Source organism: Legionella israelensis (assembly GCF_004571175.1).
Classification (GTDB): domain Bacteria; phylum Pseudomonadota; class Gammaproteobacteria; order Legionellales; family Legionellaceae; genus Legionella_D; species Legionella_D israelensis.
In genome coordinates this window covers 2436123-2461184 of sequence record NZ_CP038273.1, presented here as the reverse complement: position 1 = coordinate 2461184, position 25062 = coordinate 2436123, and the positions used below count along the sequence as shown (strand labels likewise).

The window sequence follows — 25062 nt, the reverse complement described above, 5'->3', positions numbered from 1 at the left end:
CTATCAATAGGCGTTAACAGGAGAAACAAAGCCTGGGGGCTTTAGTGTCAAAAGGGAGCAATCAATTTTCTGAAGAATATCCTCAGCTGTATTCCCAATAATAAAACCAGCTATTCCTGTTCGGGCTACCGTTCCCATCACTAAAATATTAATTTTTTGTTCAGTAATAAATGAGGGAATAAGGTCAACTGGATTTCCTTTTAATTGGTAAATTTTCTGTTTTTCATCGATTCCAGATTGTTTAATTATCCCATACAATGCTTGAAGGTGTTCATTGCATTCCCGTCCGACCACTTCATTGATTTGTTGTTCAGGTACGTTCACCAAGTAATGGCTATGAAGATATTTTTCTAAAGCCGAGTCCCAGCAAGATACTATATTGAGCTTGCTATTATAGTATTTCGCGATAATTTGCGACATTCTTAAAAGATTAATCGAAAGATCGTGAGCTGCAGGCGTATCATTTTTAGGATCAATAGCGACTGCCACATTTAGTTTAGGACTTGTGTGGCCAGAAGGCCGATGTATAAAAAGAGCACATGGACACTTGCGCAATAATGCCATATCCAAAGCCTTAAATCCTACCCTGTTTTCATTATCTTCCGCTTCTTTAACGAGCAGATCATAGCCTTTATGTATGACGCGCTGAACTATTGTAATATCAGGTACGTCTCCCCATTCTACTTCTATGTTTATTTCCATTTTCCTTTTTTTTACGAGAAAGCTCGATTTGGCAGCTTTTATTTTTTTATTTGCATTGTCTTTAATAAAAAGCTCATAAGATTCTTGATTATCTGCGATAGCATTAGGAAGTTGACGAGATACAATTAATACATCAAGTGTCGTCTCGTTCTTTTGTGCAAGCACTAGTGCTTGCTTTAATGCTTCTTTCTCACCATGGAGTCGAGTACTGATAAATAAAATATGATGAAATTGTTTCAAAAGTATTCCTCCTTGATCATTCAATCAATCATCCATTAACCAGCAATTGTTTTTACGCTGCTATTTTTCCACGTGCAACACCCGTGCAATAAAAGGAACCAATGTACCCTGAATTAGTATAGATGTTAGAACAATAAAAAATACATGATTAAAAATAGTCTCCGCTTGCGGGATTCCAGCAACTAATGGAAAAGTAGCAAGAATAATCGGTACAGCTCCACGTAAGCCCACCCAAGAGATCATCAATAAGTCCTTGTATTGAAATTTACTGTAAAACAGCGTAATAAATACGCTGACGGGTCTTGCAACCAAAATTAAGAAGAAAGAAAGTAAGATATCAACGCTAAGGTATCCAAGCAGTTTTGAAGGAAATACTAGTAATCCCAGTGCAATAAACATGATGATTTGCATCAACCAGGTTAGGCCGTCATGAAACAGTATTAATTTCTTTTTATTTTTGAATTTATATCCCGACATCGTTAATCCCGTTAAATAAACAGCCAAGAAACCATTTCCATGCAGCACTGTTGTTATGCCGTATGTAAGAAATACCAGTGCAATAGTTAATACTGGATATAATCCTTCATATCCAAGACTCAGTTTATTAATTAACCTCGGTATATGATGTCCCATAAACCACCCAATAAGAACCCCTATTGCAACCTGGGCAATAAACATCAAAAATAAGTGGGTTATCGTGGTGGTTGGAACAAGGATAATCTGAATAAAGCCAAGCGTTAATAAAACCGCTGTGGGATCGTTGCTTGCTGATTCCAGCTCAATAACAGCCTGAAGTTCTTTTTTAAGATGAACGCCCTTTGAGCGCAAGATAGAAAAAACAGCGGCCGCGTCAGTGGAAGACACAATGGCACCCAGCAACATGCTTTCATTGAATGTTAAATGTGTCACATAATAAGAAAAACCAGCGACAAGCAATGCTGTCAACACAACAGCTATGGTTGAAAGTGCAATGCCTTCTTTTGCTATGGGCCTAATGGTTTTCCAATCCGTATCTAATCCACCTGAAAATAGAATCGATACAAGGGCAGCAATCCCAATGGATTGGCCCAATAAAGCATTATCAAAATCTATGCCCCCCAATCCTTCAGAACCAGCAAGCATACCGAGAAGAAGAAAGATCAAGAGAGAGGGTACGCCTATGTACTCTGAAATTTTACTGCCTAATACGCTGAGAATCAGCAAAACCGACAAACTTATAAAGATATATTCAATGGGTATTTGCATTTTTATCAACAGTTTATGTTTTAAGAGAGAATTATAAAATCATACATGATGATAGATAACAATAAACTCCTTTGCTATTATGCGGGAACAATAAGCATATCAGTAGTACTTGTTCTTAATAGCTTATCAACAGTCCTGCCTAACAAAATGTAATGCAGCAAGGAGTGTCCGCGTGTACCTGCAACAACGAGTTGAGCATCCCAAATGGATGCGTATTTTGCTAAATCATTTGCAGGGTAGCCTCCTATAAACTTTGTTGAAAAATGGGTAGTATCGACTTCACATTCTTCCAAAAATTGTTCTAATTTTTTTTGTAAACCCCGGCTCATTTCATCATCGAATTGTTGGCGCTGACTGGTATCGTCCAGGTATTTTTCATACCAGACATCGGCAATATGTAGCAGTAGAAATTCCGCGTCAGGATAGAGTTGAAAGGCTGTTTCAGTGGCTTTTTTGCTTGCGTCTGAAAAATCGGTGGCGACTAAAACGCGTTGATAATCATTATTAGGTTTGTTTTTTACCAGTTGAACCGGAATTTTAGCATTCTTGACTACTGATTCTGAATTGGTTCCCAGTATATAATCATTTAGGTAAAAGGTGCCGTGTGCACCCATCAATACCAGCTGAATATCATTGTCGCTGATATATTGATTAATTTTGTCAGGAGCTCGACCTGAGAGTGTTATAAATTTGACGGGGTAGGAGGTGGTTGTATTTTTTAATGCCTGAGCAAAAGCGTGCTCAGCTTCTTTAATAGCCGTATCCTCATCATGAGAACTTCCTGACTTAAACCAGTTTTGATTAAGGACATGCAGACAGGTCAGCTCCGCCTGGTAACGCTCCGCAATTTGAATAGCTCTTTTCAAAGCGAAATGGGCGTGTTTGGAAAAGTCGGTCGTTATCAAGATCCTTTTAATACCATTTAATATCATGCTTTTTCTCCAAAAAACAGATAAATCATAAGGATAAAGTATAGATGAGATTCATTGGTATTTTACTCAACAGGCACATCAAAATGCTTTGCCAAATCGCTCCAAAACATAGCTGCTCATATTTTTTGCAATTTCTTCTTCGGCAAAGAATACTTTACCCGGCCCTTCGTGTTTTAACAGCGACGCTTCATCTTCATTATGTGTTCTTATAACAATTTCAATTTTTTTATTAAGTTTACGAGCACATTGAATCATGGGTCGTATGTTAAATGTATCCGAAACAGCAATAACAAGCATACTGGCATTTGCAATATGAGCTTGAATTAACACAGCTGGTTCAGTTGAATCACCGCTTACAGATGGTATTCCTTTCGATCTAAGCCGTTCTATCAACTCCCGATTTTCATCGACAACAACATAGGGGATATTATTATCAAGTAACCGATTTGCAATTCGTTTGCCCACACGCCCGTATCCTACCAGAACAACTTGCCCTGAGAGGTATTTTTCGCTGGTAGTCATGGGTAATTCAGCCAAAGGATCAGTTGATCGCTCAAATAGTCGCGCTAATTTCGATCGTGATTTAACCCATCTTTGAACGGGTTCTATCAGCTTGAATACTAAAGGGTTAACGGCTATCGATATCAGAGCACCCGCTAAAATAAAGCTCCGTCCTTCAACAGGTAGCAAACCTAATCGGACACCGAGCTCAGCTAGTATAAATGAAAATTCTCCAATTTGTGCCAAACTGGCTGAAACGATGAAGGCGGAACTTAACGGATAACGAAAAACAAGAACTAAGGCAAAAGCAGCTATTGATTTACCAATGACAATAATACCAACTACAAGAAGAATTGGCACTGGCTGTTCAATAACAACATTCGGGTCGAATAACATTCCCACAGCCACAAAAAAAAGGACAGCAAACGCGTCTCTTAGGGGCAAGGATTCTTGTGCAGCTCGGTGACTAAATTTGGATTCCTGTAATATCATTCCTGCGAAAAACGCCCCAAGCGCAAAAGAAACTCCAAACAGCTTAGCCGCTGCATAGGCAATGCTGACAGCAGCAGCAATAACACAAAGAGTAAACAGTTCTCGCGATCCGGTTTTGGCTATATGCCAGAGCAATTTGGGAAAAAATCGTCGTCCGAGAAACAACATCAATGCAATGAAAGCAGAAACCTTGATGAGCGTGATAATTAAGATTAGCCACAGATTTTTATCAATATGGTGAGACTCATTTCCCCCTAGCCAGTGTGATAAAGGAGGAAGTAAAACAAGAACCAGCACCATAAACAAATCTTCAACAATTAGCCAGCCAACGGCAATGCGTCCATTAATTGATTCGAGTATATTTCTTTCTTCAAGCGCTCGAAGTAAAACAACTGTACTTGCTACGGATAAAGCAAGTCCAAAAACCAAAGCACCGCCAAACTCCCATCCCCATGCAGCAGCAACCCCCATACCAAACATCGTTGCAACAGCAATTTGTACAACTGCACCTGGTAGCGCAATTTTACGCACTTCAAGTAAGTCAGTTATTGAGAAATGTAAACCAACTCCAAACATTAGAAGCATTACCCCAATTTCCGCAAGCTCTTGAGCTATTTGTACATCTGCAACAAAACCAGGCGTATAGGGACCAATCATGACTCCAGCTAATAAATAGCCAACCAATGCCGGTATCCTAAGCCGAACTGAAATGAAACCCATCAGTAACGCCAAGCCTAGCGCTACAGCAATTGTGGTAATTAGAGGAAGACTATGATTCATTAATGAAGTTCCGCCTATTTGTGGTTACCTTTTTATGATGCTGTCCCAGGTGGAACAGTAAGCATGTCGATATTGCTCAATTGTACCAATCGTTTAGCAACACTTCCGATCAACAAATAATGCAGTTTTGAACGCCCTTGTGTTCCAAACACCAGTAAGTCGGCACCCCAGTTTTTTGACTGCATGATGATAGCATCAGCCAAATAACCTCCAATAATTTTTTTCTCAAATTTATCGTGTTTGACCTTGCAACTTTTTAAAAAATCATCCAACTTTTCAAAAATATCCTTAGTTGGATTATTCCTTTCATTCTTGCCGACATCATCAACGTTTAAGAACTGTCGGTAATAGATATCCACAATATGCAAGAGTTGAAACCTGGCCTCAGGAAAGCATTGAAAAGCAAATTCAACGGCTTTTTTACTGGCTTCAGAGAAATCGGTGGCAATTAGTATTTTATTGTAAGAGAAAGAAGGCTCTTTTTTAATGAGCAAGACAGGCGTATTTCCCTGCCTGACAATATCACCGGATGTCGTGCCTAATACATGGTCACTGATATAATACTGACCATGTGCGCCAGCAATAATTAAATCGCCCTGATTATCCTTTGTAAATCGAATGATTTCATCTACTGCTCTACCCAAAAGCACAGATGTATTCACTGAGATAGCAGATGAAAATGGCTGCACCATACTCTGTAGCTTTTCTTCCATACTTTTTTCTAACTTCAGCAATTCTATTTGTTGATCTTTAGCAGAGAATTGGACAAAGTTTGCAGGCCAGGGCTGCTTTAATACATGAATGAGTTCCAGCATGATATCGTGGCTCTCGGTTAAAGAAACAGCCCTTTTAAGCGCATATTCAGCATGTTTTGAAAAATCCGTTGCTATAATTGCTTTTTTTATTGACATTGAATCATCCCTTTTAATAATAGTTTATTATTTCTTTAAAGCTTAGCAAAGAATAATAATTAACCCCTTATGTTATAACCGCCATCCACAAAAATGACTTGACCGGTAATGTATTTTCCTTCTGGCGATATAAGAAAGACAGCGGCGTCTCCAATAGCTTCTGTAGTAACTAACTGGTGTAGAGGTGCATCTTTTGCTGCTTTTTCCATTAAATGATCAAAATCGGCTAACCCTGATGCAGCTCGTGTTTGTATGGGGCCTGGTGAAATAGCATTGACACGAATTTTTTTATGACCGAGCTCGGCTGCCAGATAGCGAACGGACGCTTCTAGTGCAGCTTTAACTGGCCCCATTAAGTTATAATTTTTGATAACCTTTTCTGCACCATAATAACTCATGGTAATTAAACTCCCGCCGTTTTGCATTAAAGGTTCAAAAGCCTGGGCAAGCCGTATAAAGGAGTGGCAGGAAATATCCATAGCAATCGTAAACCCTTCACGCGAACAATCAACGACTCGGCCTTGTAGGTCTGCTTTAGGTGCAAAGGCAATGGCATGAATGATGAAATCTAATGTTCCCCATTTCTTTTTGATACTCTGAACCAAGTTATCTAACTGAGTTTCATCTCTCACATCAAGTGGCAGGAAAATAGGACAGGAAATTTTATCGATTAATGGTTCAACGTATTCTTTGGTCTTCTCATTTTGGTAAGTGATGGCAAGTTCAACCCCTTTTTTATCTAAAGCCTGGGCACATCCCCAGGCGATTGAATGCTCATTAGCGATACCTACAATTAGTCCCTTTAAAGAATTCATAGTTCGATCCTTATTCTTCATTCAAAATCCTCATAGCATGCATTGCCATTATTCTTTCTTCATTTGCCCTGATAACATGAATTTCAAAAGGTCTTAGGAATGCAAGGTGGGATAGGATACGTTGTCGTATATACTCAGAGTTTTCGCCTATTCCTCCTGTAAATACAATACCGTCGATACCTCCAAGTGAAGCAGACATCATACAAATATACTGAGCCGTTTTTATGCAGAAATAGTCCAGGGCAAATTTTGCTGCAAAGCTATCACTTTCTTGCAACAGACGAACATCGTTTGTCCAATTTGATAATCCTTTCAAGCCAGATTCATTATAAAGCAGGGATTCTACTTCATCTGCAGATAAACCAAGTTCTCGGATGAGGTAAATGATGACTCCAGGATCAAGACTGCCGCAGCGTGTCCCCATAGGTAAACCATCCAGTGCTGTCATGCCCATGGTTGTATCTATACTTATGCCGTTATGTATAGCACACAGACTGGCCCCATTGCCAAGATGAGCGGCAACAATTCGTCCTTTCGCAAGCCCAGGTTCATTTTCCTGTAACTTATAAACTATCCATTCATAAGAAAGACCATGAAATCCGTATCGACGAACGTCTTTATTGCGGATGTTTTCAGGCAAAGCATATTCGACAAAAAGCCTATCGTGGCCGGAATGAAACGCGGTATCAAAACACGCTATCTGAGTTATTTCTGGCTGCAATTCAGCCAAAAGCTCAATTGCAGCTAAATTATGCGGTTGATGTAAAGGAGCCAGTGAACACAGGCTCTTGAGCTTAGAAAAAACCTCTGAGGTGATCCGAGTGCTTTTGGTAAAATATTCACCACCATGAACAACTCGGTGTGCAACAATACTTATTTTTCCATTCTGCTCATCTGTTCCAATCCAGTTTAAAATATAATTCAAAGCTTCTTTATACGTATATTGCCCAGGAAGTTTTTTATCTATCTTTTGAGGTTTGTCTTCACTTGCCCTTGTTTTCATGGCTGTGAAGCAAGGAGTATTACCAATATGGGTCATTTTACCTCTGACAAGAAGATGCAAATGAGGCGCTTTAAACAGTTGAAATTTTATACTGGATGAACCTGTGTTAATAACAAGTATGCTATCGTTCGTTTCATTGTTCATTTGATGTTTCCTTTACTGCGCGCCTCTGCTAATTTGACCGCTAAAGCACAGGATAAAAGTCGGACGCGTAGTGAATCTGCTCGACTTGTTAGAATAATAGGAATACGGGCACCCAGGACAATGCCTGCGGCATCTGCGTGTCCAAGGAATGTTAATTGTTTAGCCAAAATATTCCCCGATTCTATTTCAGGCACCAGTAAAATGTCTGGATCGCCTGCAACTGAGGATTGAATACCTTTTTCCATGGCCGCTTGTTTATTGATGGCACTATCAAACGCAAGCGGTCCATCTAAAACAGCGTTTATTATTTGGCCTCGATCAGACATCTTGCATAAAGTCGCGGCATCAACAGTGGCCTGCATCTTAGGGTTGATTAGACCTATAGCTGCCAGTATGGCTACTTTTGGTTTTTTGCTCTCACCAAATACTGTACGCCAGAGATTAATCGCGTTTTGGCAAATGTCCGCCTTTTCAGACGTGTTTGGAGCAATATTGACGGCGGCATCCGTAATAATGAGGGGTTTGTGATAAGAGGGAATATCCATAAGATAAGCATGACTAATACGATATTTTGTACGTAAAGCTTTGACTGATACAATGGCTGATAATAACTCATTGGTTGAAAGTGCCCCTTTCATAATAGCGTCTACTTGACCTTCTGCCGCTAATTCCGCAGCTTTTGCTGCCGCGGCATCGCTATGTTCAGTATTGATTAATTTCCATTCGGAAATATCGATATCTTTTTCTTGTGCTGCTGATTTGATTTTCTTTACAGGGCCAATAAGGATCGGATTGATTAATTTTGTTTTGACAGCGTCATTGACTGCTTCTAACACACTGGCTTTAACGGGGTGGACAACTGCAGTAGAAATTACTTTTTTGCGCTGGCAGGATTGAATAATGGACTGAAGTCGGTCATGGGTATGTAATTCAACGTCTGGTAAATTAATTTTTGGAGCACGGACTTTTTTTGTAGGAGCAAGAACGGTAGCCAATCCTTCCATTACAGTTTCTCCACGTTGATTGACACCCTTGCAATCAAAAATTACGATGGGTTTGTCATCCTTTTTTTCGTGTACTATTACTGTCACTGTAATCGTATCGTTAATGCGTACTGGCTTTTTGAATTTGATGTCCTGTTCAAGATAAATCGTTCCTGGCCCAGGTAAAACAGTTCCAAGTAGTGTGGATATAAGGGAAGCTGACCACATCCCGTGTCCAACAATACCTTGAAAGATATCACTTTTTGCATACTCCGGATCCATGTGTGCGGGGTTGATATCACCTGAAACAGCTGCAAAAAGTTTAATATCTTTCTGAGTCAGTAGCTTATTTAAACTGGCTTGTTGACCTACTGTCAGTTCATCAAAGACAACATTTTCTAAGAATTCCTTACTCATACTTATCCCTTTCAATTTCTGCAGCACATATAAGTTTAGTTTCAATTACTGGAGGAAGCGAGGTAATTCGCCGTGCATTTGATAAAGCATTTGAGTAGCTACGCATTTCAGGTAATTCAATCAGTCATTCTCATTGAATCCTGTGATTTAGTCCTGCACTATTCGGTTCCTACTCCAACAACATATTTTTTTGAAAAAATTTCACTTGATGCGTCTAAATGGTTAGATAAATAACGAATGCCTAGGTTCCGTGAACCAATTTTCTATCGCATCCAAATAAGCGCCCCAGCCAAATGTAAGAAACCGGAAAAAGCGGTTGTTGTTTTATCAAAACGAGAAAAAACACGCCGAAAATGTTTGATTTTAAAGAAAAAAGCTTCAATTAAAAATCGCTCTTTGTACTGTTCTTTATCGATTTTTCTTGGTTTTTTTTGCATTCCTTTTTGATGGAATGGTTGCAGTGCAACCTTGATTCTCCAGTGTGTCTACAAGTGCCTGTGAATCATATCCTTTATCTGCAAGAACTACCGTATCGCGCAGCTCCTTCAATAATTCTGCTGCTTGAGTAATATCGTTTCGATGCCCACCGGTCAGAATAAATTTAATGGGATTACCCAACCCATCCACCAAAGCATGAATTTTAGTGGTAAAACCCCCTTTACTGCGGACCAATGCTTGGGAATCATTCCCATCCCTGTGATAACCAGATGCACAAGCATGAGCACGCACTATAGTGGCATCAATCATGACAGCCTGGTCATCAATATCACTAACTGAGGACATTAATCCAGACCAAATGCCCCGATCTGCCCATGTTTTATACCGCTTATGAATGTTACGCCAATGTCCGTAATAGGAAGGGAGTAAGCGCCATTGACAGCCTGTACGCAATACATACCAAACCCCTTCCACAAAGCATCTTGTCTGTTTCTCATTCTTAATGTGTAATCCCTTTGCTTTTTGTAGAAATGAATAAACTGTATCCCAGACTCGTTCTGATATATTATTATGCATGTAGGCAGTTCCATTAGTGATATTAACGACGGCAAATCGAATTTCACTATAAAAACTGCCTACTTTTCAAGTAATTAAAAAAATTGGTTCACGGAACCTAGGACTCATTCAATTCTTTAATGTTGGAGACAGTGTGATTGGATAATGATTTCAATTTCAAAAACCTAATCTATGAATACCGCCTTATTTCTGATACAACACCCAAAATAGTAACGCCGCCTTCTTCTTTCACCGATACCACAGCCCATAAATCATTTTCAGCCAGCAACTGAAACAAGCAACCATCAGATTCACCATATTTTCGTAGAACAGTTTGACTTTTAGAACCTAGATATGCCAACACATAATCACCAGGATTAGGAGATTGATCTGCATTAATCACAACAATTGAACCAGCAGGGATTTTGGGTTCCATACTATTGTCTTCAACAACCACAGCAAATAATTTCTCAGCATTTAAAGCCTTGTTAAAACTGTCGATAACAATCGTTCTTTCCTTACTATAATCAGACGCATCCAGTATTTCTTTATAATGATGCGCATCCTTCATGCTCAAAACAGGAATATGGCGCATACCAAAGTTAGCATTTCGCGTTAACTCACCCTGTGGATTATTGGTTAAACAAAGAAGATAGGATGCTGAAACATTCAAATGATCGGCTAAAATCTTTGCCTCAACAGGGCCAGGGCTTCTGGTACCTTGCTCCCAGTTCCCTATTCTTGCGGGGGAAAGATCATCGGTTTTTTCTGCCAGTTCTTTAATGGTTAATCCAGCTGCTTTCCTGGATTCTTTAATGCGATTGCCAATTTTTTCTTTGATGTTCATATCATTCGTCCATTCATTTTCAAAAAACCATTGACATGCACACGATTTGATTTATTATGGAATCTTAAAACAACGTTTTGTGTTTTTTATTCAATGATTCGAATTGGAATAATGCTACCTCAATTATCGAGTCGTGTAAATAATTTATTAAGGTGTTTGTTTTAGATGGACTTTTTATTTGTAAATACACGGGAGTTATCTGCCTTGATCGGATTGCCTTATATCCAACAATCCACCTACTTAATTGGTGTACGCCCTTTCATGGACCGTAAAACTGGCTTTGTGGGTATCAAGAGACGAATCAGCTATCAATCGCTTGCTGAGGCGCTTTATATTGAACCGCATCCTGGTATTCAATCTGGCTCGCCGTCAAAACAACAACTTCGCCGTGTCATTAAAAGCCTTGAACGAGTAGGCTTAATTGAGATTCATTCAGACAGAAAACATCTCGTTTTAAAATGCCTCTTAGCAGACGGGCATTATTCTGCCCAAAATAAAGCCGACACTATCCCGACACCTCAAGCCGACACAAAGCCGGCATTCAAAAGTAAAGAAAAATCTTATAGTTATGGTAACTCTTATCAAAAAAGCGACATAGGTCTCAATGCAAAAGCCGACATACCTCATAACTCAGTAAATAATTGTGTGTATGTGCGCGACCAATTTGAAAAATTTTGGACGCTTTATCCACAGAGAAAAAACCGTGGGCAAGCATTTGATGTGTTTGTAAAACTTAATCCCTCTGAAGATTTATTCAAGCAAATTATTACAGCCCTTCAGGCACAGATCAAAAACCACCACGAATTAGTTGCTGCAGGTCATTGGGTACCCAAATGGAAATACCCTGCCAACTGGCTATTGCAGCAATGCTGGTTAGAAGAAATTGAAACTATAAATACAAAGGAGCGCCCAAATGCAAAGAGCCGATCAAATCGTCAGCGCAAAACTTCAGCAGACATTCTCAGCGAATCCTGCCGAGAAGCAAGCTTCGACTTTGAAGAAGAATCCCCAAAATCAGAAAACGTCATCCAATTCGGACGAAAACGCAATTTGTGACAAACGGATTGATACGCTTTTTATCCGCTTTGCTGCCATTTATGGTCATTTATGGATCAACAGTTTCAATGATGAACGAACCATTTATTTTGCAAAAAAGGAATGGTCGGAAGGTTTAAAGCCTTTCAATAATGCCATTGTCAAAGAAGCATTACTCCAATTTCGTGAAAAACATCGATTCCCACCCAGCATTCCTGAGTTTATTGCTTGCTGTAAGGAAAAGGTAGCACGTAAGCAACTCATAACAATGGTATCTGAACCCATAAAAAAACCATCACCAGAAGTGGCAAAGCATCACATAAACATGATGAAAGCTGCATTAACCCGTTTATAAAACAAGGAGTACAAACATGCTCATATTGAATAGAACCATAGATCAAAGCATTTTTCTCGATAAAGGACGAATACAAATCAAAGTCATCAAAATAAATGGAGGCCAAGTACACCTGGGTTTTACCGCTTCTAAGCAAGTTGACATTGTTCGAGAAGAAATATTTTACAGAAATCAGGGTAAACCAACGAATTCCAAAGGCTTAGCAGAATCCATCAAATAAATAATGCCGGCACACGCCGGCGGAGGTGTGTATGTGTAAAATTTTATTTTGTTTAGCTTTATCATTAATTCATTTTCAAGCACTGGCAGTCAATGTCACTCAAGTAAGTCGTTACGCAACCGTCAACAATAAGCCGCTGCCAGCCCAAGTTAATCCACTGAAATCCATACAGCAAGTCCATTTCCCATCGTCAATTCAAACAATAGGCGATGCTGTTAATCATTGGCTTTCCTACTCAGGCTATCACTTAGTGCCAACTGACAAACAAAGTCCTCACTTGAAGCAAATACTCAAACAACCTTTGCCCCAAGTGGATCGTAACCTTGGACCTTTATCTATTGAAAATGGCTTAACCGTGTTGGTTGGACAAAATCTGTTTTCCCTTAAACACGATGACTTATTGCGCGAAGTGAATTTCACTCTGATTGAAAGGAGGAAAGGATGAGAGCTTATCTGGATAGCAAATGGTTATTACTGGTTTTGCTCAATGCTCTGGTGGTTTTACTTGTTTGTTTTAAAAGCCAACCGGTGAAGACTCAGGTTCAGGATTTATCTTTTTTAGAAAATCGATTGTCAGCTATTGAGTCTAAATTAAGACAACCTGTGAAAGAACCAGATTTAACGCCGATTAACCATAACCTTAAACAGTTGGGTCAATTCATTCAGCAGCTGCAAAACAAAGATGATCATCAGTTAGGTGAACTTTTTTCAACCGGACAAGTTGCAATCAAAAAGCAGCTGGATGGTATCGCAGAACTACTGACTCGATTAGAGGATCAAAAACATCCCATCAAAACCTTGCCGGCAAACAATATGCCCTTTCAAGTGTTGAGCATTGACAGTATTCAGGATGTCAGTGTTGCCTCCGTTCTTTATGACTATAAAACAAAGGCTCTTGAAAAAGGCGATTCTTTAGCTGGCTGGAAGGTAATCCAAATTGATTTTGCGAGACAGTTTATAGAGTTTGAAAATACAGACAACGCTCATGTTTCCCTCTCATTGAAATCCAATGAGGTGGCGCATGGCTAAGTTAGCGGCTTTGACTTTGGGATTGATTTTTAGCTCCGCTGCTTCTGCCGGCCTTTCTATTCCTGGGATTATCAATCCTTCCATTAAAAGTGAAGATAATGCGCTGGCCAAAGCGGGCGTAACTGAAATTCAGGATGAAGTGATTGATGAGAAAGACTTTGAACTTTCTGATAGCCAGAAGCATGAAGCTAAGGTTTGGCAATTATCGGAAGCTGAAGAAAAGCGCTATATCCAGTTAATGCAAAGTCGTAGCGGTGTTTATTACCAAGGGCTTCGCATGAGTCCGATTGATATTTTAGGACTAAATGCCCGTGATGATACAGAGCGGGAACACTTCGCCGAACTTGCCGCCATTCAAGAAGCGCAGAAAGTGGCTCAAAACATCGCCTGGAACAATGCCTTTTATCAGGCGTATAACAAGCTTTTTAAAGATGTGCCAGTTGTTGGTGATTTTGATCCATCCCCCTACTCACCCTATGCCCATCAGCCAATTCAGTTGAAATCAGGCGAACGCTTGTATTTGTTTATTAAAGCCGACGATGCGGTAAAAACCATTTTAATGCAACTCATAGATAGCGTTAGCCGAACACCCAATACCCAATTAAACCTATTTTTTGTTGATATGGATTCGGATGCCATTCAACTATGGGCTAACCGTCAGCAGATTCCATTGACATTGGTCAATTCTCAGCAAGTTACTTTGCACGATGGTACACAACAATTTGAAGCCTTAACGGTTAAGAAAAAACATACTCCGCTCTTGTTGTTATCCAATGGTAAAGCCTCTCAGATTGTCGATATGGGGAGGTTTTAATGATGCGTGTTTTGTTTTTGATGCTGATTGCGTTTAACGCATTTAGTCTGCAGGTGATTCCTTTAACGCTTGGCCACTCTGAAACATCCAGTCAGCTGGACTTATCCAGTCCCATTGGTGTGCCAGCTAAAAGCAAAGCTACCTTCGGTAAGATAGATGCCAAGAAAGTTAATACCAGTGTATTTCATAACGCTGTATTTGTGATTGGCGCTGATCGTCTTTCAAAGCAGTGGTTAGTTCAACATCAAAAACAATTACAGGATATGCAAGCCATTGGGTTTATCACTAATGTCGATGACTTTGAAACCATCATTCAACTACAGGAACAAAGCCAATTACCTTTGCTACCGGTCAATGTTGATCCTTTGATGCAATTAATCGGTGTCAGTCATTACCCCATTGTCATTGCTGAGGGTCAAGTATGGCAGTAGTAAAACAATATTCCAGAAGAATGACGTTGCACCTTGCCCTGGTGGTCTTTTTGGGCTGGTTATGTTTGCTCATATGGGCCGTAAGTCAATGGGCATTATATGGATATTCCCAAGCTTTCAATAATGTAAGCTCACTGGTAGACAATCAAAGACAAGCAATCACACCAGTATATCGAGGATCATTATTATCAGCCCTGCCTTTGGAACCCCGTTTTCAGTTATCACTGGATCACCCTTATCTTGCCAAACTTTCCTTTAACGAAATAACCGCTGATTTGGTCACGAAAGCACAACAATTTATCAAGCTGATGCTGCTTTCCAGCCAGTGCATGTTAATCAAACTCATGATTCTTTTGGCTGCCATGCCCTTATTTGCTCTGGCTATGCTCGCAGGATTAGTTGATGGTTTAAACCAAAGAGCCATCCGCACGGCCTGTCTTGGTCGTGAGTCATCTTATGTTTTTCACCGTTTAAATCACTACTTCAGGAAAGGTTTAGTCATTGTATTAATGATCTGGCTTTCGATGCCTATCAGTATCACACCAGCTTATGTGTTTATACCGATTAGTCTCATGTTGGCGCTGATGGTAGCGATGACCGCCAGTCGATTTAAGAAATATTTATAAGGGGATGCCATGAAACGAATCTTATTAGCAATATTGTTTTTTGCAAGTGTGACTGGGCATGCAAATAATGCAAACCTCAATGAAACACTGGTCCGCATCATCAATCAAATTAACGCCATTATGCCTTTGCTGGATGAAGCACAAACCGAACTCAACCCGAATGCCCGAATTCAGCTGCATCTCAAAAGCTTTACCGATAACGAAGGCCAACAGCATGCCGGCGTTCGAGAAGATTTATTAATGATTCGCAATGGCTTGATTGATTATATCAACCAGCCTGTCATTGCCCCTCGCAGGATAAAACCACTCAACAATGATTTTGTGAGGAAACCTTAATGAGTAAAGACGAAATCGCAAAGCTCTTTGCTGCCAGTTTTCAGCAGTCAAGCCAAGGAGTTTCGGTGAATGTCTTTTCCAGCAGTATCCGCTTTATTGCTATCTCAATGGTGATATTAGCGGTCATGTGGTCTGTGAACCACTTCTTAGGCTCAGAAGAAAAAGAACAGGATGGTTTTTTGCATCGTCTGGGCTCTCGTCTCATCAGACTGGTCATTGGTCTGATGGTGTTTATTTTATTGCTTTATGTCAGGGGGTAATGATGAAAACAATTACACGTTCTATTTATTTAAGCTTAATCAGTCTGTTTTACGCACCGGCCATGTTTGCTGCCGATGCCTGGTTTCCCAAGATTTCCGATGCCGACAACATTGGCGATGGATCAAAAAATATGATGTCAGTAACAGGAAACTACGTCAAACAGGGCTTGGGATTATTACTTTTTATCACCGCGGTAGTCACTTTCATTAAATTCATTACCACAGTGCAACACGGCATTGAGGAATCAAAGAAAAATGAAGGTTCGATGGTGGCCTTCGGTACTTTTGCTGTGATGGGCATTACTTATCTCGCCATCAGTATCGCTTCGGGTTATGTCGGTTATTCGATGATTACTAAATTCAAAATCTAAGGAGGTGAAGTTATGAGTCAGCCTTCATCGCGCCATTTATCCCATGACTTCCCTGCTTGGAAAGGTTTAAGTCTGCGGGAGTTATTTTGGATTGTCGTGACTACAACACCACTGGCTACCATGGTGTTTATCATACTGGGATGCCTAATTGACTTCCCTATAGCCAGCGGCTGTGTGGGCTTTATTGTTGGATTCATTCTGGCAATTAGCGTATGGCCCAAAAGCATTGCTCGCATCAAAGCGGACAAGCCTTATGGCTATGTCACTAAAAAGGCTATCCAGTTATTGGTGCGATTAAGGCTCAAACGCTCTCCCTGGATTCATTACCAAGGACAGTGGAACAAGAACAAATCAGTAGGAGGAAGTCATGTTTAACTACTGGAAGAAAATCGACAGCCTGCACCACCATAATCGTTTATTGTTGGCTTTTGTTGGTGTATTAACCACCATCATTTTGGCTTTACTTATCACTTTATATTCAATGCCCAAACGTTATGAATTCTGGCTGAGCCCAAGCATGGCTGCCAATGGTGGTTTGATGAAAGCCCATGATATCCCAAATGAATATGTACAAGGGTTTGTCACATCACTTATGCCAGCTTTATATAGCTGGCAGGCAAATGGCAAAGAGGAATTTAACCGCAATATGAAAGCCTTTCATTATTATTTCACTCCTCGTCATGAGCAATTGCTTGAACAAACTCTATCAGCCTTTAAGAACGCGCAATTGTTTAACCGCTCTCAAGTCGCCAGCCTTTATCGCTTCATGGAGGCCGATGATATTAAGCGAATTGGTCCCAACAGTTGGGAGGTAAAACTGGTTTTAAGAATTACGCAGCGGTTAAAAGACAATTCGCCCATGGTGATTGCCGATAAAGTTGTTGCCTACCATTTGCGCGTGGTCAAACTCAATTTATCCCGTCTCCATAACCCATTCCAATTAGCCCTGGATGGTTATACCAAACCTGAAACATTGGTTAAAGATTTACTGGTTCAACCGGAGGATGCTCATGCGAATGATTAAAATCTTAAGTCTGTGGCTTTGCTTAATCAATTTCAGCTATGCCCTGCAAAGCGAACATATGGTCTGGGAAAAGGTACCTTTAAATATTGAGTTGCCTTTGAAACAGGAGCGCCTGATTCAATTCCCTCAAGCCATCAAAATTATTGACCAAAACCTAAGTCCTGCGCTGGATATTTTGAAAGTGAAGGGCAGTCTCTATCTCAAAGCACAAGACAGCTTCAAAAATGCCAGGATTATTTTGCAATTGATTCCTGACGGGGAAGTGATCCTTTTAAATCTGAAAGCGGATGAACAGTTCAGTAACACCACACCCATTGAAATCCTGACCGATGATCCGAAACGAGAAGGAAAGGATGCCAGCAGTCATTATGAATACAATGCCATCCAGCTGACTCGTTTTGCCATCCAAGCTTTATACGCCCCAGAACGAGTGCAACAAATCCCAAATGGCGTTTACCGCACACCGATGCAAACTCATAAAACCATTCCTTTATTTTATGGTGCCAGTATTGAAGCGCACCCCATTGCTTCTTGGCGTGGTGGATCATTACATGTCACCGCGGTTGAGTTGAAAAACCTGCTAAATAAATCAATCCGATTGAAACCAGGTGATCTGATTGGTCACTGGCAAACAGCAAGCTTTTATCCGGCTAATCATCTATCTGCCAGAGATAAGCATGAAAGTACCACCGTTTTTTTAGTCTCCGATAAACCATTTCACGAAGCCTTAATTCAACATGCGAGGTATAGCCGATGAATAAAAACAGCGGAATTAAAATTCTATCAGGCTCTGTTGCCTTGGTTGCCATCCTGATTTTGTTTAACAGTAAAAGCACGCCACCCGCAATAGAACCGACCACCAACACAAACAATTTTAATGAAGCCATTGCCAGTCAGTTTAATGACAATATCCGTGATGTCTCAGCCCGTCTTCAAGAAACGGAAAAACGGCTGGAGCAAATGCAGCAGGAAAATAAAACTCTGCAATCCAAGCTTCAACAACCTAAGCAAGACAATAGCCACAAACTCAAAGAAGAACTTCTAGCTTTAAAAGATCAAATTGCCTCTATCGCCCAAAGTAAAACCAAATCCTATCCGATGGAAGGCAAGGTTGAGGCAAAGCAAATTAAGGATCTGGATGAGCTGTTAGACAAACCGCCAGCTGAACACAAAGAACTGTCTTTATGGGATGGACAAAAAGAAAAAGAAGAAGGTCCCAAAGCAACGCCATTCTATACCATTCCAGCCGGAAGTGACTTCAGTAAAGTAACCTTGTTATCTGCACTAATCGGTGAAGTACCCATTGATGGAAAACTCATGCAACCGCTGTTTCCTTTCTCAGCCTTGATATCCCGTGGTGATTTGATGACCGCCAACGGCATGCAATTACCTAATGAAATTATTGGCATGAAAGTCAGCGGATATTCAATCGGTGTGGGTTCATTCCTTGATAACATCAGCTGTGTACGGGCTTATGTCCATATCGTTACCCATAAGTAATGCTATATTAATTTTTCCTTACTTTTGAGATAATGCTGCCTTTTTAAAGGCAGTATTATCCATGGATTGGATCGACCATGAGTATGGTTCCGTGAATATCGGCGATCAACGTTTAAATAAACGAGCAAAAGAGTTATTAAAAAGGTTTAGTGATAAACCAACATCAAGTATACCTGAAAGTTGTAAAGGTTGGTCGGAAACCAAAGCAGCCTATCGATTTTTTGAGAATAATACGGTTACCGCAAAAAAAATTATAAAACCTCATCGCATAGCCACCCTTAAGCGAATTAAAGAACATCCGATTATCTTATTGCTTCAAGACACAACAACGCTTAACTATAGCGGTCAAAAAGAACGTGAAGATATTGGCCCTATTCAACAAGATAACGTGCGGGGTCTTTTTCTTCATCCCACTCTTGCGGTAACGCCCAACCGCGAATGTTTAGGAGTAGTTGACTATGAACAGTGGTCACGGGAAAAATTTACGCATCGAAGCTCAGAAGAACGAAGAGCTGAACGTGATTCAAAAGCAATAAAAGACAAGGAAAGTTACCGGTGGGTCAGAGGTTATAAAAAAGCCACAAAACTTGCTAAGGCAATGCCCGATACTCAATTTGTTTATATTGCTGATAGAGAAGGTGATATTTATGATATCTATCATGAAGCGAATACAGCTTTCGCTAAAGGAACTGCCGATTGGGTGATTAGAGCAACATTCGATCGTTCTATTTTGGATGAGAATCAACCTAAAAAACGCAATAAATTAAAAACAAGCGTAAAAGCCTCTTCCAGTATTGGAAAAATAACATTTACTACGTCCTCATTTGGAAATAGAAAAAAACGAGAAGTAGCACAAGATATTTATGCAAAAGAAGTGACTTTGCTCCCTCCTCGGGATAAAGCAAAAGAAGGTTTTACCCCCGTTAAAATAACAACAATCATTGCCACAGAGACAAACCCACCGCCTGGAGAGAAAGCAATCGAGTGGACACTTTTAACCAGTGTACCTATATCCAACTTGGAAGCAGCGTTACAAGTAATTCAATGGTACTTATGTCGCTGGCAGATCGAAATTTTTTTCAAGGTATTGAAAAGCGGATGCGCTATTGAAAAATTGCAGTTAAGCAACAAGCAACGATTTGACCCTTGCCTCGCTCTGTATCTTATTGTTGCTTGGCGTATTTTGTTCATGACCATGGTTGGTCGTGCTTCCCCATCATTAAGCAGTGAATGTCTATTTGAGCCCATAGAATGGCAAACCGCCTATGTTATGATCTATGAAAAACCCCCTCCAAATGAACCCCCAACCCTGAAAGATACTCTGAGAATGATTGCCCAATTAGGAGGTTTTCTCGGACGAAAGCATGACGGTGAGCCCGGTCCTATTGTGATGTGGAAAGGTTTACGAACCCTTTATGAATATATTAAAGCGCGTGAAGTATTTACACGCGCTTTTGGACATACTTATGGGTAATGATATGGCTTATGTCACCTCAGCCTTATTTGTTTTTGACGACGGCCATTTCGTCACGGTAGGCCAGGAACAAATGAAAAGTTCAGCCGAGATGATTAACAATGACAGCATTGGCTATCTTACCACTCAATACGGCAATCCTTGCATTAAGGGTCAATACATCACCAATGCACCGCAAGTACTGACTTCATTTATGGCTGCAGGGGGTATTCAAGGTGCTGGCAATGCTTTATCCAAATGGCAGATGACCTATCAGGCCGAAGGTGGCAACGCCATAGCTACCCCAACAGGCCAACTTGGGCATTTTGCTGCAGGTGGTGCCTTAAACGAAGGCAGCCAGAAGATTACCGACTGGATGGAAAAACGCATTCAAGGCAGTTTTGATATGGTCTTTGTGCCCGCCAGTCTAAAAGTACAAAACCGATTTATTCCAAATCAACTCAGCCTTCATTTCAATCAAACTATTTCTATCGATAAAGAACTCAACGGGAGGGTATTAGATTATGGCAACACTTCTGAAAAACACTTTGATAATGCTTTGCGTTAGTCTGGGGTTATGCGCCTGTTCAACGGCTAAGGTATCTCAGGGAACCATACCAGAACAGGGCTTAACGGTTAGCCAACTCTATCAGCTTAATCAATCACAACCGTTGCCCAGGCGAATAGCAAAACCAGTTTCACTGAACCATCAGGAACAGCAATTTAAGGCACTGGCCAATCCGGAGGTACCAATACATGTCTTTGCCCATGTCGCCAATATAGGGGATGAGCAAATCATCAAGCCTGCTTATGACACACGTTTTTTTCTCTATAAGCACAACCAGTATGCGCTGGCATCAGAACTGTATTGAGGTGAATTATGAAGAACATGATTAACTGGCTGTTAGGGGAGCATAATCCTAAAGCAGAACAGGAAAAGATCGTTCGAAAACGCTTTGCTGACTCCTTGCCCTCTTTTGCCGACAAACTCGCCATTGCTGATTTTAATGATGAGCATAATATCTTTTTATTTGCTGATGGTAAAAGCCTCGGTTCTGGGTTTGAGTTAGGCGATATACCTGCTGAAGCTGCCGCACCTGAATATTTGCAGGCTGTCTTTAATAAAGTGCGTGATACCTTTGCCTCAGTCGTACCACTTCATCAAACGGATCCCTGGCTGATGCAAATGTTTGTTCAAGATGATTACAGTCTTGAACCGGTGATTGACCATATTAAAAGTCATGTTGATGACAGACTCATTAACACTCAAATAACTCAAGATTACCTACAAAGGCTGCAGGATTTATTTAAAAAGATGAGTCGGCCACAAGGGATATTTGTTGATCCGAAAACAGGCCAGCCCTACCGTGGAAGAAGAAGGCGTATTCGGGTTTTATTTTATCGACTGTTAAATGAATCTAACCCTGATCGCCAAACTGTATTCAAGGAACATCAAGACATCATTGCCCAGGTTGAATCAAAACTCCGATCACCTGGATTGCAGTTAAAGCGCCTCACAGGCAAAGACTATTATCAATGGTGGGTGCGCTGGTTTAATCCAGCCAGTGCTGAAAGTCTGTTAAAACAATTTCCATATCCTGAAACAAAAGCAGCCGGCTTTAATCTGGCGCAAAATGTTTTCTTCTCACCACCTGAAAGCGATGACAAAGGCTTTATTTTTAACGACCTGAAACATCGTATTTTATATGTGGATGGCTTGAAAGAAGCACCAGAAATTGGCCTGATTTCTCGGGAAAGACCGCAAGCCAATCCCAAACACCGTTATGCCTTATTAGATACCTTACCCGAAAGCAGTATCTATACCATTCAAGTGGTATTTTCTCATGATTCATCATTAGATGCCCACCTAACCCGACTGGAAAAAGGCATTGTTGGCACCAGTTTGAAACCCTCTCAAGTAAGAGGTGATATCAAAACGGCCCGCAATGAACTGACCATGGGTAATCGTTTATTCTGGGTTAATCAAGCAGTGTTTTATCGGGCTCAAGATGAGCAAGAAGCCAACGACATTGAAAAGCGGCTGCAGGATATTTTTGTCGAAGCAAAAATGCCTTTGATTGAATCACGTTTTGATATTCACCCCTTAAACTCCTATCTCAACGCACTGCCTTTTAATTTTATACCGCAATATGCGAGACTTTATTTGTGCTATGACCGTTTGATGTATGCTTCAGAACTGGCAGCCCTTCTACCAGTCTACGGACGCAACCAAGGCGCAAGGCATTTACCCTGTTTTACCTTTTTTAATCGCTTAGGCGAACCGGTATTTTTTGATTTACTGCATCATGATTTTGTATCCCAAAATTCGCACTGCGCCATCTTTGCCAACTCAGGCGGGGGTAAATCCGTTTTAACTGGCTGGATGGTGCAGTCATTACTGGCGATGAAAAATGCCCGTATTGTTTTATTTGAAATGGGCAATTCCTTTGACCGCATCTTAACCCATTGCCAAAAGCATGGACTAAAAACCAAACAGTTAATGCTGTCTAATCAAAAAGACAAAGCCGTTCCCTTAAATCCATTTTGTGATGCCTACAAAGCATTGACGGAAATCAGCGAGCAATCTAATCATGCGCTGGAATTATTGCAGCAGTTGAAAAAGGACAGGTCGCAACCGGCAAACGAATCCGAACTTAACTGCGAAGATGAATCTCGCTCTTATCTGGCTGAACTGGCGTTGGCCTTAAGAACCATGATTACAGAAGCCAATGAAAAAGAAGAACAAGGATTCACGCTTGCTGATGAAACGCTGCTAATTGAAATATTAAGCGATGCCATCGTCACTTGTGCCAAAGAGAATATCCCGCAAATGTTGACAGAACATGTGCTACAAGCATTTGATGGGCGCATCAAAAAGGAAACGGTTCCCAAGAAAAAAGAACGCCTACAGGATATGGCTGACCGGCTAAAAAGCTATGTCATCAACAATTCAAAATCCCGATTTTTTAATGTGCCTACCGATCCCCTCGATGACTTTGATATTTTCCATATCGATATTTCAGCCATCAAAGATGATAAAGGCAAACTTGCCCTGGTCATGGTGTCGCTGTTACCCAGAATACTGGCCATGGCAGAACGCACGCAAAACGATGACCGCCCCATGTTTTTAATCATCGATGAAGCACACATTCAATTTGAAATTGATGTCATTGTTTCCTGTGCCCTGCTTATTGCTAAAGTCGCCAGAAAACTTGGACTTTGGCTCATCCCTGTTACCCAAAATGTTGCCGATATGCGTTCAGCCAAAGCAACCAAAATTTTGTCTTTGATGGAAACATGGATTGTGCTTGGACTGGATGAAAATGAGCTCAAAGACATCAAACAATTTAAACACCTGACACCACAGCAGGAAGCCTTGATTCGAGACATTGATTCACAAAAAGGACTGTATGCAGAAGCGGTACTTTTAGGCTCCCGTTATCAAGGTTTATTCCGAGTTATACCGCCTCGTTACCTGCTTGCACTGTTAATGAATGAAAAAAGTGAAAAAGTAGCCAGAGGTCAATTGGAGAAAGATTATGACGTACTCAAAGCCGCTGAGATTATGGCAGAAAAACTGGAACAGCCCAAAGTTAATGATGACACTGGGGCTTATTTTTATGATTAATACGGCTCATGCGCTTGAAAGCACCAAACCGCCCCATCCAGTGAACACCTTTACCATTGCCGGCAGAGTCATATCAAAGATATTCCATAATTCACATTATAAAATCATTGGTTCTTGTGCCTGGCGTCATGGTCATTATCCACCCAAAATATCAGTTACCGCTGCAGTTGAACAATTCTTGCCTGACCTCATTGTCACTGTGAGTAATAAACCGGAAGAAAATCCCTGGATTGAGGCACGAGCTTTGTATGAAAACAAAGCCAATAGGCACGCTTACCAACAAGCCTACAAACTTGCTACCGGTATGGATTTAGGTTTTGGCAATGACAGCAGCCAAACAACCAGTTTGCATGGTAATGATGAGCGCACCCGAGTCGTTGATGTGATTGGCAGCCCCGCTGCCTTTTACCGCTTCCCATTTTTATCCCTGAAATCGGAAACCGGTTTTGGTATGCCATATTATCTATCTGAGCTTGATGCAGTGATGGATAGAACCGAAGCAGCCGAGTTGGTGTATATAGCATCTCATCCACAACTGTTGATCAGCCATGATATCGGCACTGCAACACATATCTGGGGTACTGAAATTCCAAGACTCATGCGAGTTACTCAGCCTTATAACTTCCGCGCTTCAGTTGTCGCTGCCATGCACGCGGTTGATATCGTGACTAATCAAAACCCGCTTCATGTCACCAAATCTACCAGCAACAGTTGCGGTCAAAACTGTGTTGTCGCCAATGGCATCTTTGATCCAAATAACCAGAAAGTCATCTGGCAGGAAGTCTACCCAAACAATCGCACCTTCCATCCAGGTGATCCAAATGACTTCGGGATTGAAGATGACAAGAACGGCAACGGCAATTATGTCTTTGTTGTCTGGCGCAAATACAGAGGATGCGTGCAACACCATGGCAAACTGATTCGCTTTCTAACCTTTCCCAAAGTGGGGCAACCACAAAAACGCTAGGGTATCAT

General features: G+C 40.8%; 27 protein-coding genes and 3 pseudogenes. 20 read left to right on the top strand and 10 right to left on the bottom strand.

Annotation, left to right across the window (positions count from 1 at the left end; all coding sequences use genetic code 11):
• Positions 1-3 precede the first annotated feature (3 nt).
• The 10 genes and pseudogenes from E4T55_RS11245 to E4T55_RS11200 form a co-directional block, all read right to left on the bottom strand.
• Positions 4-966 (bottom strand): universal stress protein, encoded by a 963-nt coding sequence (locus E4T55_RS11245; RefSeq protein ID WP_335622030.1) that lies wholly within the window; start codon positions 964-966, stop codon positions 4-6.
• Between the two features lie 36 nt (positions 967-1002).
• Positions 1003-2187 (bottom strand): potassium/proton antiporter, encoded by a 1185-nt coding sequence (locus E4T55_RS11240; protein ID WP_058500879.1) that lies wholly within the window; start codon positions 2185-2187, stop codon positions 1003-1005.
• 77 nt (positions 2188-2264) lie between these two features.
• Positions 2265-3119, bottom strand: a complete 855-nt coding sequence (locus E4T55_RS11235; RefSeq protein WP_058500878.1) for a universal stress protein — start codon at positions 3117-3119, stop codon at positions 2265-2267.
• Positions 3120-3197: 78 nt separating this feature from the next.
• Entirely contained in the window at positions 3198-4892 is a 1695-nt protein-coding gene (locus E4T55_RS11230; protein ID WP_058500877.1) for a cation:proton antiporter domain-containing protein, read from the bottom strand.
• Positions 4893-4924: 32 nt separating this feature from the next.
• Complete coding sequence (locus E4T55_RS11225) at positions 4925-5803, bottom strand: universal stress protein (RefSeq protein ID WP_058500876.1); 879 nt, start codon at positions 5801-5803, stop codon at positions 4925-4927.
• A 59-nt stretch (positions 5804-5862) separates the two neighbouring features.
• Entirely contained in the window at positions 5863-6618 is a 756-nt protein-coding gene (gene fabI, locus E4T55_RS11220) for an enoyl-ACP reductase FabI (protein ID WP_058500875.1), read from the bottom strand.
• Between the two features lie 10 nt (positions 6619-6628).
• On the bottom strand, positions 6629-7765 hold the full coding sequence (locus E4T55_RS11215; RefSeq protein WP_058500874.1) for an acetate/propionate family kinase: 1137 nt from the start codon (positions 7763-7765) through the stop codon (positions 6629-6631).
• Complete coding sequence (locus tag E4T55_RS11210) at positions 7762-9165, bottom strand: bifunctional enoyl-CoA hydratase/phosphate acetyltransferase (protein WP_058500873.1); 1404 nt, start codon at positions 9163-9165, stop codon at positions 7762-7764. Before E4T55_RS11210 ends, E4T55_RS11215 begins: the two co-directional genes overlap by 4 nt.
• A 263-nt stretch (positions 9166-9428) precedes the next feature.
• Positions 9429-10179: pseudogene (locus E4T55_RS11205) on the bottom strand (IS5 family transposase).
• Between the two features lie 169 nt (positions 10180-10348).
• Positions 10349-11005: a LexA family transcriptional regulator gene (locus tag E4T55_RS11200; RefSeq protein ID WP_058500872.1), complete on the bottom strand. Its 657-nt coding sequence runs from the start codon at positions 11003-11005 to the stop codon at positions 10349-10351.
• 165 nt (positions 11006-11170) lie between these two features.
• Between E4T55_RS11200 and E4T55_RS11195 the strand changes: the two genes are divergently transcribed.
• The 20 genes and pseudogenes from E4T55_RS11195 (at position 11171) to E4T55_RS11105 (ending at position 25054) form a co-directional block, all read left to right on the top strand.
• Complete coding sequence (locus E4T55_RS11195; RefSeq protein ID WP_058500871.1) at positions 11171-12061, top strand: hypothetical protein; 891 nt, start codon at positions 11171-11173, stop codon at positions 12059-12061.
• Positions 12000-12395: a hypothetical protein gene (locus E4T55_RS15250; RefSeq protein ID WP_058500870.1), complete on the top strand. Its 396-nt coding sequence runs from the start codon at positions 12000-12002 to the stop codon at positions 12393-12395. The genes E4T55_RS11195 and E4T55_RS15250 overlap by 62 nt, the downstream gene beginning before the upstream one ends.
• Before the next feature lie 16 nt (positions 12396-12411).
• Entirely contained in the window at positions 12412-12615 is a 204-nt protein-coding gene (locus E4T55_RS11190) for a carbon storage regulator (protein ID WP_058500869.1), read from the top strand.
• Between the two features lie 31 nt (positions 12616-12646).
• Positions 12647-13060 carry a PFGI-1 class ICE element type IV pilus protein PilL2 gene (gene pilL2 / locus E4T55_RS11185; protein ID WP_058500868.1) on the top strand — a complete coding sequence of 138 codons (414 nt, stop codon included), beginning with the start codon at positions 12647-12649 and terminating at the stop codon, positions 13058-13060.
• Positions 13057-13644, top strand: coding sequence for a hypothetical protein (locus E4T55_RS11180; RefSeq protein WP_058500867.1), 588 nt, complete (start codon positions 13057-13059; stop codon positions 13642-13644). Before pilL2 ends, E4T55_RS11180 begins: the two co-directional genes overlap by 4 nt.
• Positions 13637-14458 (top strand): TIGR03759 family integrating conjugative element protein, encoded by an 822-nt coding sequence (locus E4T55_RS11175; RefSeq protein ID WP_058500866.1) that lies wholly within the window; start codon positions 13637-13639, stop codon positions 14456-14458. Before E4T55_RS11180 ends, E4T55_RS11175 begins: the two co-directional genes overlap by 8 nt.
• Positions 14458-14889 (top strand): PFL_4695 family integrating conjugative element protein, encoded by a 432-nt coding sequence (locus E4T55_RS11170; protein ID WP_058500865.1) that lies wholly within the window; start codon positions 14458-14460, stop codon positions 14887-14889. The genes E4T55_RS11175 and E4T55_RS11170 overlap by 1 nt, the downstream gene beginning before the upstream one ends.
• On the top strand, positions 14880-15515 hold the full coding sequence (locus tag E4T55_RS11165) for a TIGR03747 family integrating conjugative element membrane protein (protein WP_058500864.1): 636 nt from the start codon (positions 14880-14882) through the stop codon (positions 15513-15515). Before E4T55_RS11170 ends, E4T55_RS11165 begins: the two co-directional genes overlap by 10 nt.
• Before the next feature lie 9 nt (positions 15516-15524).
• Positions 15525-15851: an RAQPRD family integrative conjugative element protein gene (locus tag E4T55_RS11160; RefSeq protein WP_058500863.1), complete on the top strand. Its 327-nt coding sequence runs from the start codon at positions 15525-15527 to the stop codon at positions 15849-15851.
• Positions 15851-16111 (top strand): hypothetical protein, encoded by a 261-nt coding sequence (locus E4T55_RS11155; protein WP_058500862.1) that lies wholly within the window; start codon positions 15851-15853, stop codon positions 16109-16111. Before E4T55_RS11160 ends, E4T55_RS11155 begins: the two co-directional genes overlap by 1 nt.
• Before the next feature lie 2 nt (positions 16112-16113).
• Complete coding sequence (locus E4T55_RS11150; RefSeq protein ID WP_058500861.1) at positions 16114-16482, top strand: hypothetical protein; 369 nt, start codon at positions 16114-16116, stop codon at positions 16480-16482.
• A gap of 12 nt (positions 16483-16494) precedes the next feature.
• On the top strand, positions 16495-16857 hold the full coding sequence (locus E4T55_RS11145) for a TIGR03750 family conjugal transfer protein (protein ID WP_058500860.1): 363 nt from the start codon (positions 16495-16497) through the stop codon (positions 16855-16857).
• Entirely contained in the window at positions 16850-17506 is a 657-nt protein-coding gene (locus E4T55_RS11140) for a DUF2895 family protein (RefSeq protein WP_058500859.1), read from the top strand. Before E4T55_RS11145 ends, E4T55_RS11140 begins: the two co-directional genes overlap by 8 nt.
• Positions 17493-18263 (top strand): TIGR03749 family integrating conjugative element protein, encoded by a 771-nt coding sequence (locus E4T55_RS11135; RefSeq protein WP_058500858.1) that lies wholly within the window; start codon positions 17493-17495, stop codon positions 18261-18263. The genes E4T55_RS11140 and E4T55_RS11135 overlap by 14 nt, the downstream gene beginning before the upstream one ends.
• A pseudogene (locus E4T55_RS11130) lies at positions 18260-18985 on the top strand (TIGR03752 family integrating conjugative element protein); the annotation flags it as partial. The gene E4T55_RS11135 and the pseudogene E4T55_RS11130, both read left to right, overlap by 4 nt.
• 82 nt (positions 18986-19067) lie before the next feature.
• Complete coding sequence (locus E4T55_RS11125) at positions 19068-20480, top strand: IS4 family transposase (protein WP_058500493.1); 1413 nt, start codon at positions 19068-19070, stop codon at positions 20478-20480.
• Between the two features lie 7 nt (positions 20481-20487).
• Positions 20488-21027: pseudogene (locus tag E4T55_RS11120) on the top strand (TIGR03752 family integrating conjugative element protein); the annotation flags it as partial.
• Positions 20984-21331, top strand: coding sequence for a hypothetical protein (locus tag E4T55_RS11115; RefSeq protein WP_058502189.1), 348 nt, complete (start codon positions 20984-20986; stop codon positions 21329-21331). The pseudogene E4T55_RS11120 and the gene E4T55_RS11115, both read left to right, overlap by 44 nt.
• A gap of 8 nt (positions 21332-21339) precedes the next feature.
• Complete coding sequence (locus tag E4T55_RS11110) at positions 21340-24087, top strand: conjugative transfer ATPase (protein WP_058502190.1); 2748 nt, start codon at positions 21340-21342, stop codon at positions 24085-24087.
• On the top strand, positions 24080-25054 hold the full coding sequence (locus E4T55_RS11105; RefSeq protein ID WP_058502191.1) for a TIGR03756 family integrating conjugative element protein: 975 nt from the start codon (positions 24080-24082) through the stop codon (positions 25052-25054). Before E4T55_RS11110 ends, E4T55_RS11105 begins: the two co-directional genes overlap by 8 nt.
• Positions 25055-25062: the final 8 nt, after the last annotated feature.

Excerpts from the sequence above, each read along its gene's own strand:
- E4T55_RS11240 (WP_058500879.1), bottom strand. The coding sequence starts at position 2,187 with ATGCAAATACCCATTGAATATATCTTTATAAGTTTGTCGGTTTTGCTG.
- E4T55_RS11235 (WP_058500878.1), bottom strand. The coding sequence starts at position 3,119 with ATGATATTAAATGGTATTAAAAGGATCTTGATAACGACCGACTTTTCC.
- E4T55_RS11230 (WP_058500877.1), bottom strand. The coding sequence starts at position 4,892 with ATGAATCATAGTCTTCCTCTAATTACCACAATTGCTGTAGCGCTAGGC.
- E4T55_RS11225 (WP_058500876.1), bottom strand. The coding sequence starts at position 5,803 with ATGTCAATAAAAAAAGCAATTATAGCAACGGATTTTTCAAAACATGCT.
- fabI (WP_058500875.1), bottom strand. The coding sequence starts at position 6,618 with ATGAATTCTTTAAAGGGACTAATTGTAGGTATCGCTAATGAGCATTCA.
- E4T55_RS11215 (WP_058500874.1), bottom strand. The coding sequence starts at position 7,765 with ATGAACAATGAAACGAACGATAGCATACTTGTTATTAACACAGGTTCA.
- E4T55_RS11210 (WP_058500873.1), bottom strand. The coding sequence starts at position 9,165 with ATGAGTAAGGAATTCTTAGAAAATGTTGTCTTTGATGAACTGACAGTA.
- E4T55_RS11200 (WP_058500872.1), bottom strand. The coding sequence starts at position 11,005 with ATGAACATCAAAGAAAAAATTGGCAATCGCATTAAAGAATCCAGGAAA.
- E4T55_RS11195 (WP_058500871.1), top strand. The coding sequence starts at position 11,171 with ATGGACTTTTTATTTGTAAATACACGGGAGTTATCTGCCTTGATCGGA.
- E4T55_RS11190 (WP_058500869.1), top strand. The coding sequence starts at position 12,412 with ATGCTCATATTGAATAGAACCATAGATCAAAGCATTTTTCTCGATAAA.
- pilL2 (WP_058500868.1), top strand. The coding sequence starts at position 12,647 with ATGTGTAAAATTTTATTTTGTTTAGCTTTATCATTAATTCATTTTCAA.
- E4T55_RS11180 (WP_058500867.1), top strand. The coding sequence starts at position 13,057 with ATGAGAGCTTATCTGGATAGCAAATGGTTATTACTGGTTTTGCTCAAT.
- E4T55_RS11175 (WP_058500866.1), top strand. The coding sequence starts at position 13,637 with ATGGCTAAGTTAGCGGCTTTGACTTTGGGATTGATTTTTAGCTCCGCT.
- E4T55_RS11170 (WP_058500865.1), top strand. The coding sequence starts at position 14,458 with ATGATGCGTGTTTTGTTTTTGATGCTGATTGCGTTTAACGCATTTAGT.
- E4T55_RS11165 (WP_058500864.1), top strand. The coding sequence starts at position 14,880 with ATGGCAGTAGTAAAACAATATTCCAGAAGAATGACGTTGCACCTTGCC.
- E4T55_RS11160 (WP_058500863.1), top strand. The coding sequence starts at position 15,525 with ATGAAACGAATCTTATTAGCAATATTGTTTTTTGCAAGTGTGACTGGG.
- E4T55_RS11155 (WP_058500862.1), top strand. The coding sequence starts at position 15,851 with ATGAGTAAAGACGAAATCGCAAAGCTCTTTGCTGCCAGTTTTCAGCAG.
- E4T55_RS11150 (WP_058500861.1), top strand. The coding sequence starts at position 16,114 with ATGAAAACAATTACACGTTCTATTTATTTAAGCTTAATCAGTCTGTTT.
- E4T55_RS11145 (WP_058500860.1), top strand. The coding sequence starts at position 16,495 with ATGAGTCAGCCTTCATCGCGCCATTTATCCCATGACTTCCCTGCTTGG.
- E4T55_RS11140 (WP_058500859.1), top strand. The coding sequence starts at position 16,850 with ATGTTTAACTACTGGAAGAAAATCGACAGCCTGCACCACCATAATCGT.
- E4T55_RS11135 (WP_058500858.1), top strand. The coding sequence starts at position 17,493 with ATGCGAATGATTAAAATCTTAAGTCTGTGGCTTTGCTTAATCAATTTC.
- E4T55_RS11125 (WP_058500493.1), top strand. The coding sequence starts at position 19,068 with ATGGATTGGATCGACCATGAGTATGGTTCCGTGAATATCGGCGATCAA.
- E4T55_RS11115 (WP_058502189.1), top strand. The coding sequence starts at position 20,984 with ATGGCAACACTTCTGAAAAACACTTTGATAATGCTTTGCGTTAGTCTG.
- E4T55_RS11110 (WP_058502190.1), top strand. The coding sequence starts at position 21,340 with ATGAAGAACATGATTAACTGGCTGTTAGGGGAGCATAATCCTAAAGCA.
- E4T55_RS11105 (WP_058502191.1), top strand. The coding sequence starts at position 24,080 with ATGATTAATACGGCTCATGCGCTTGAAAGCACCAAACCGCCCCATCCA.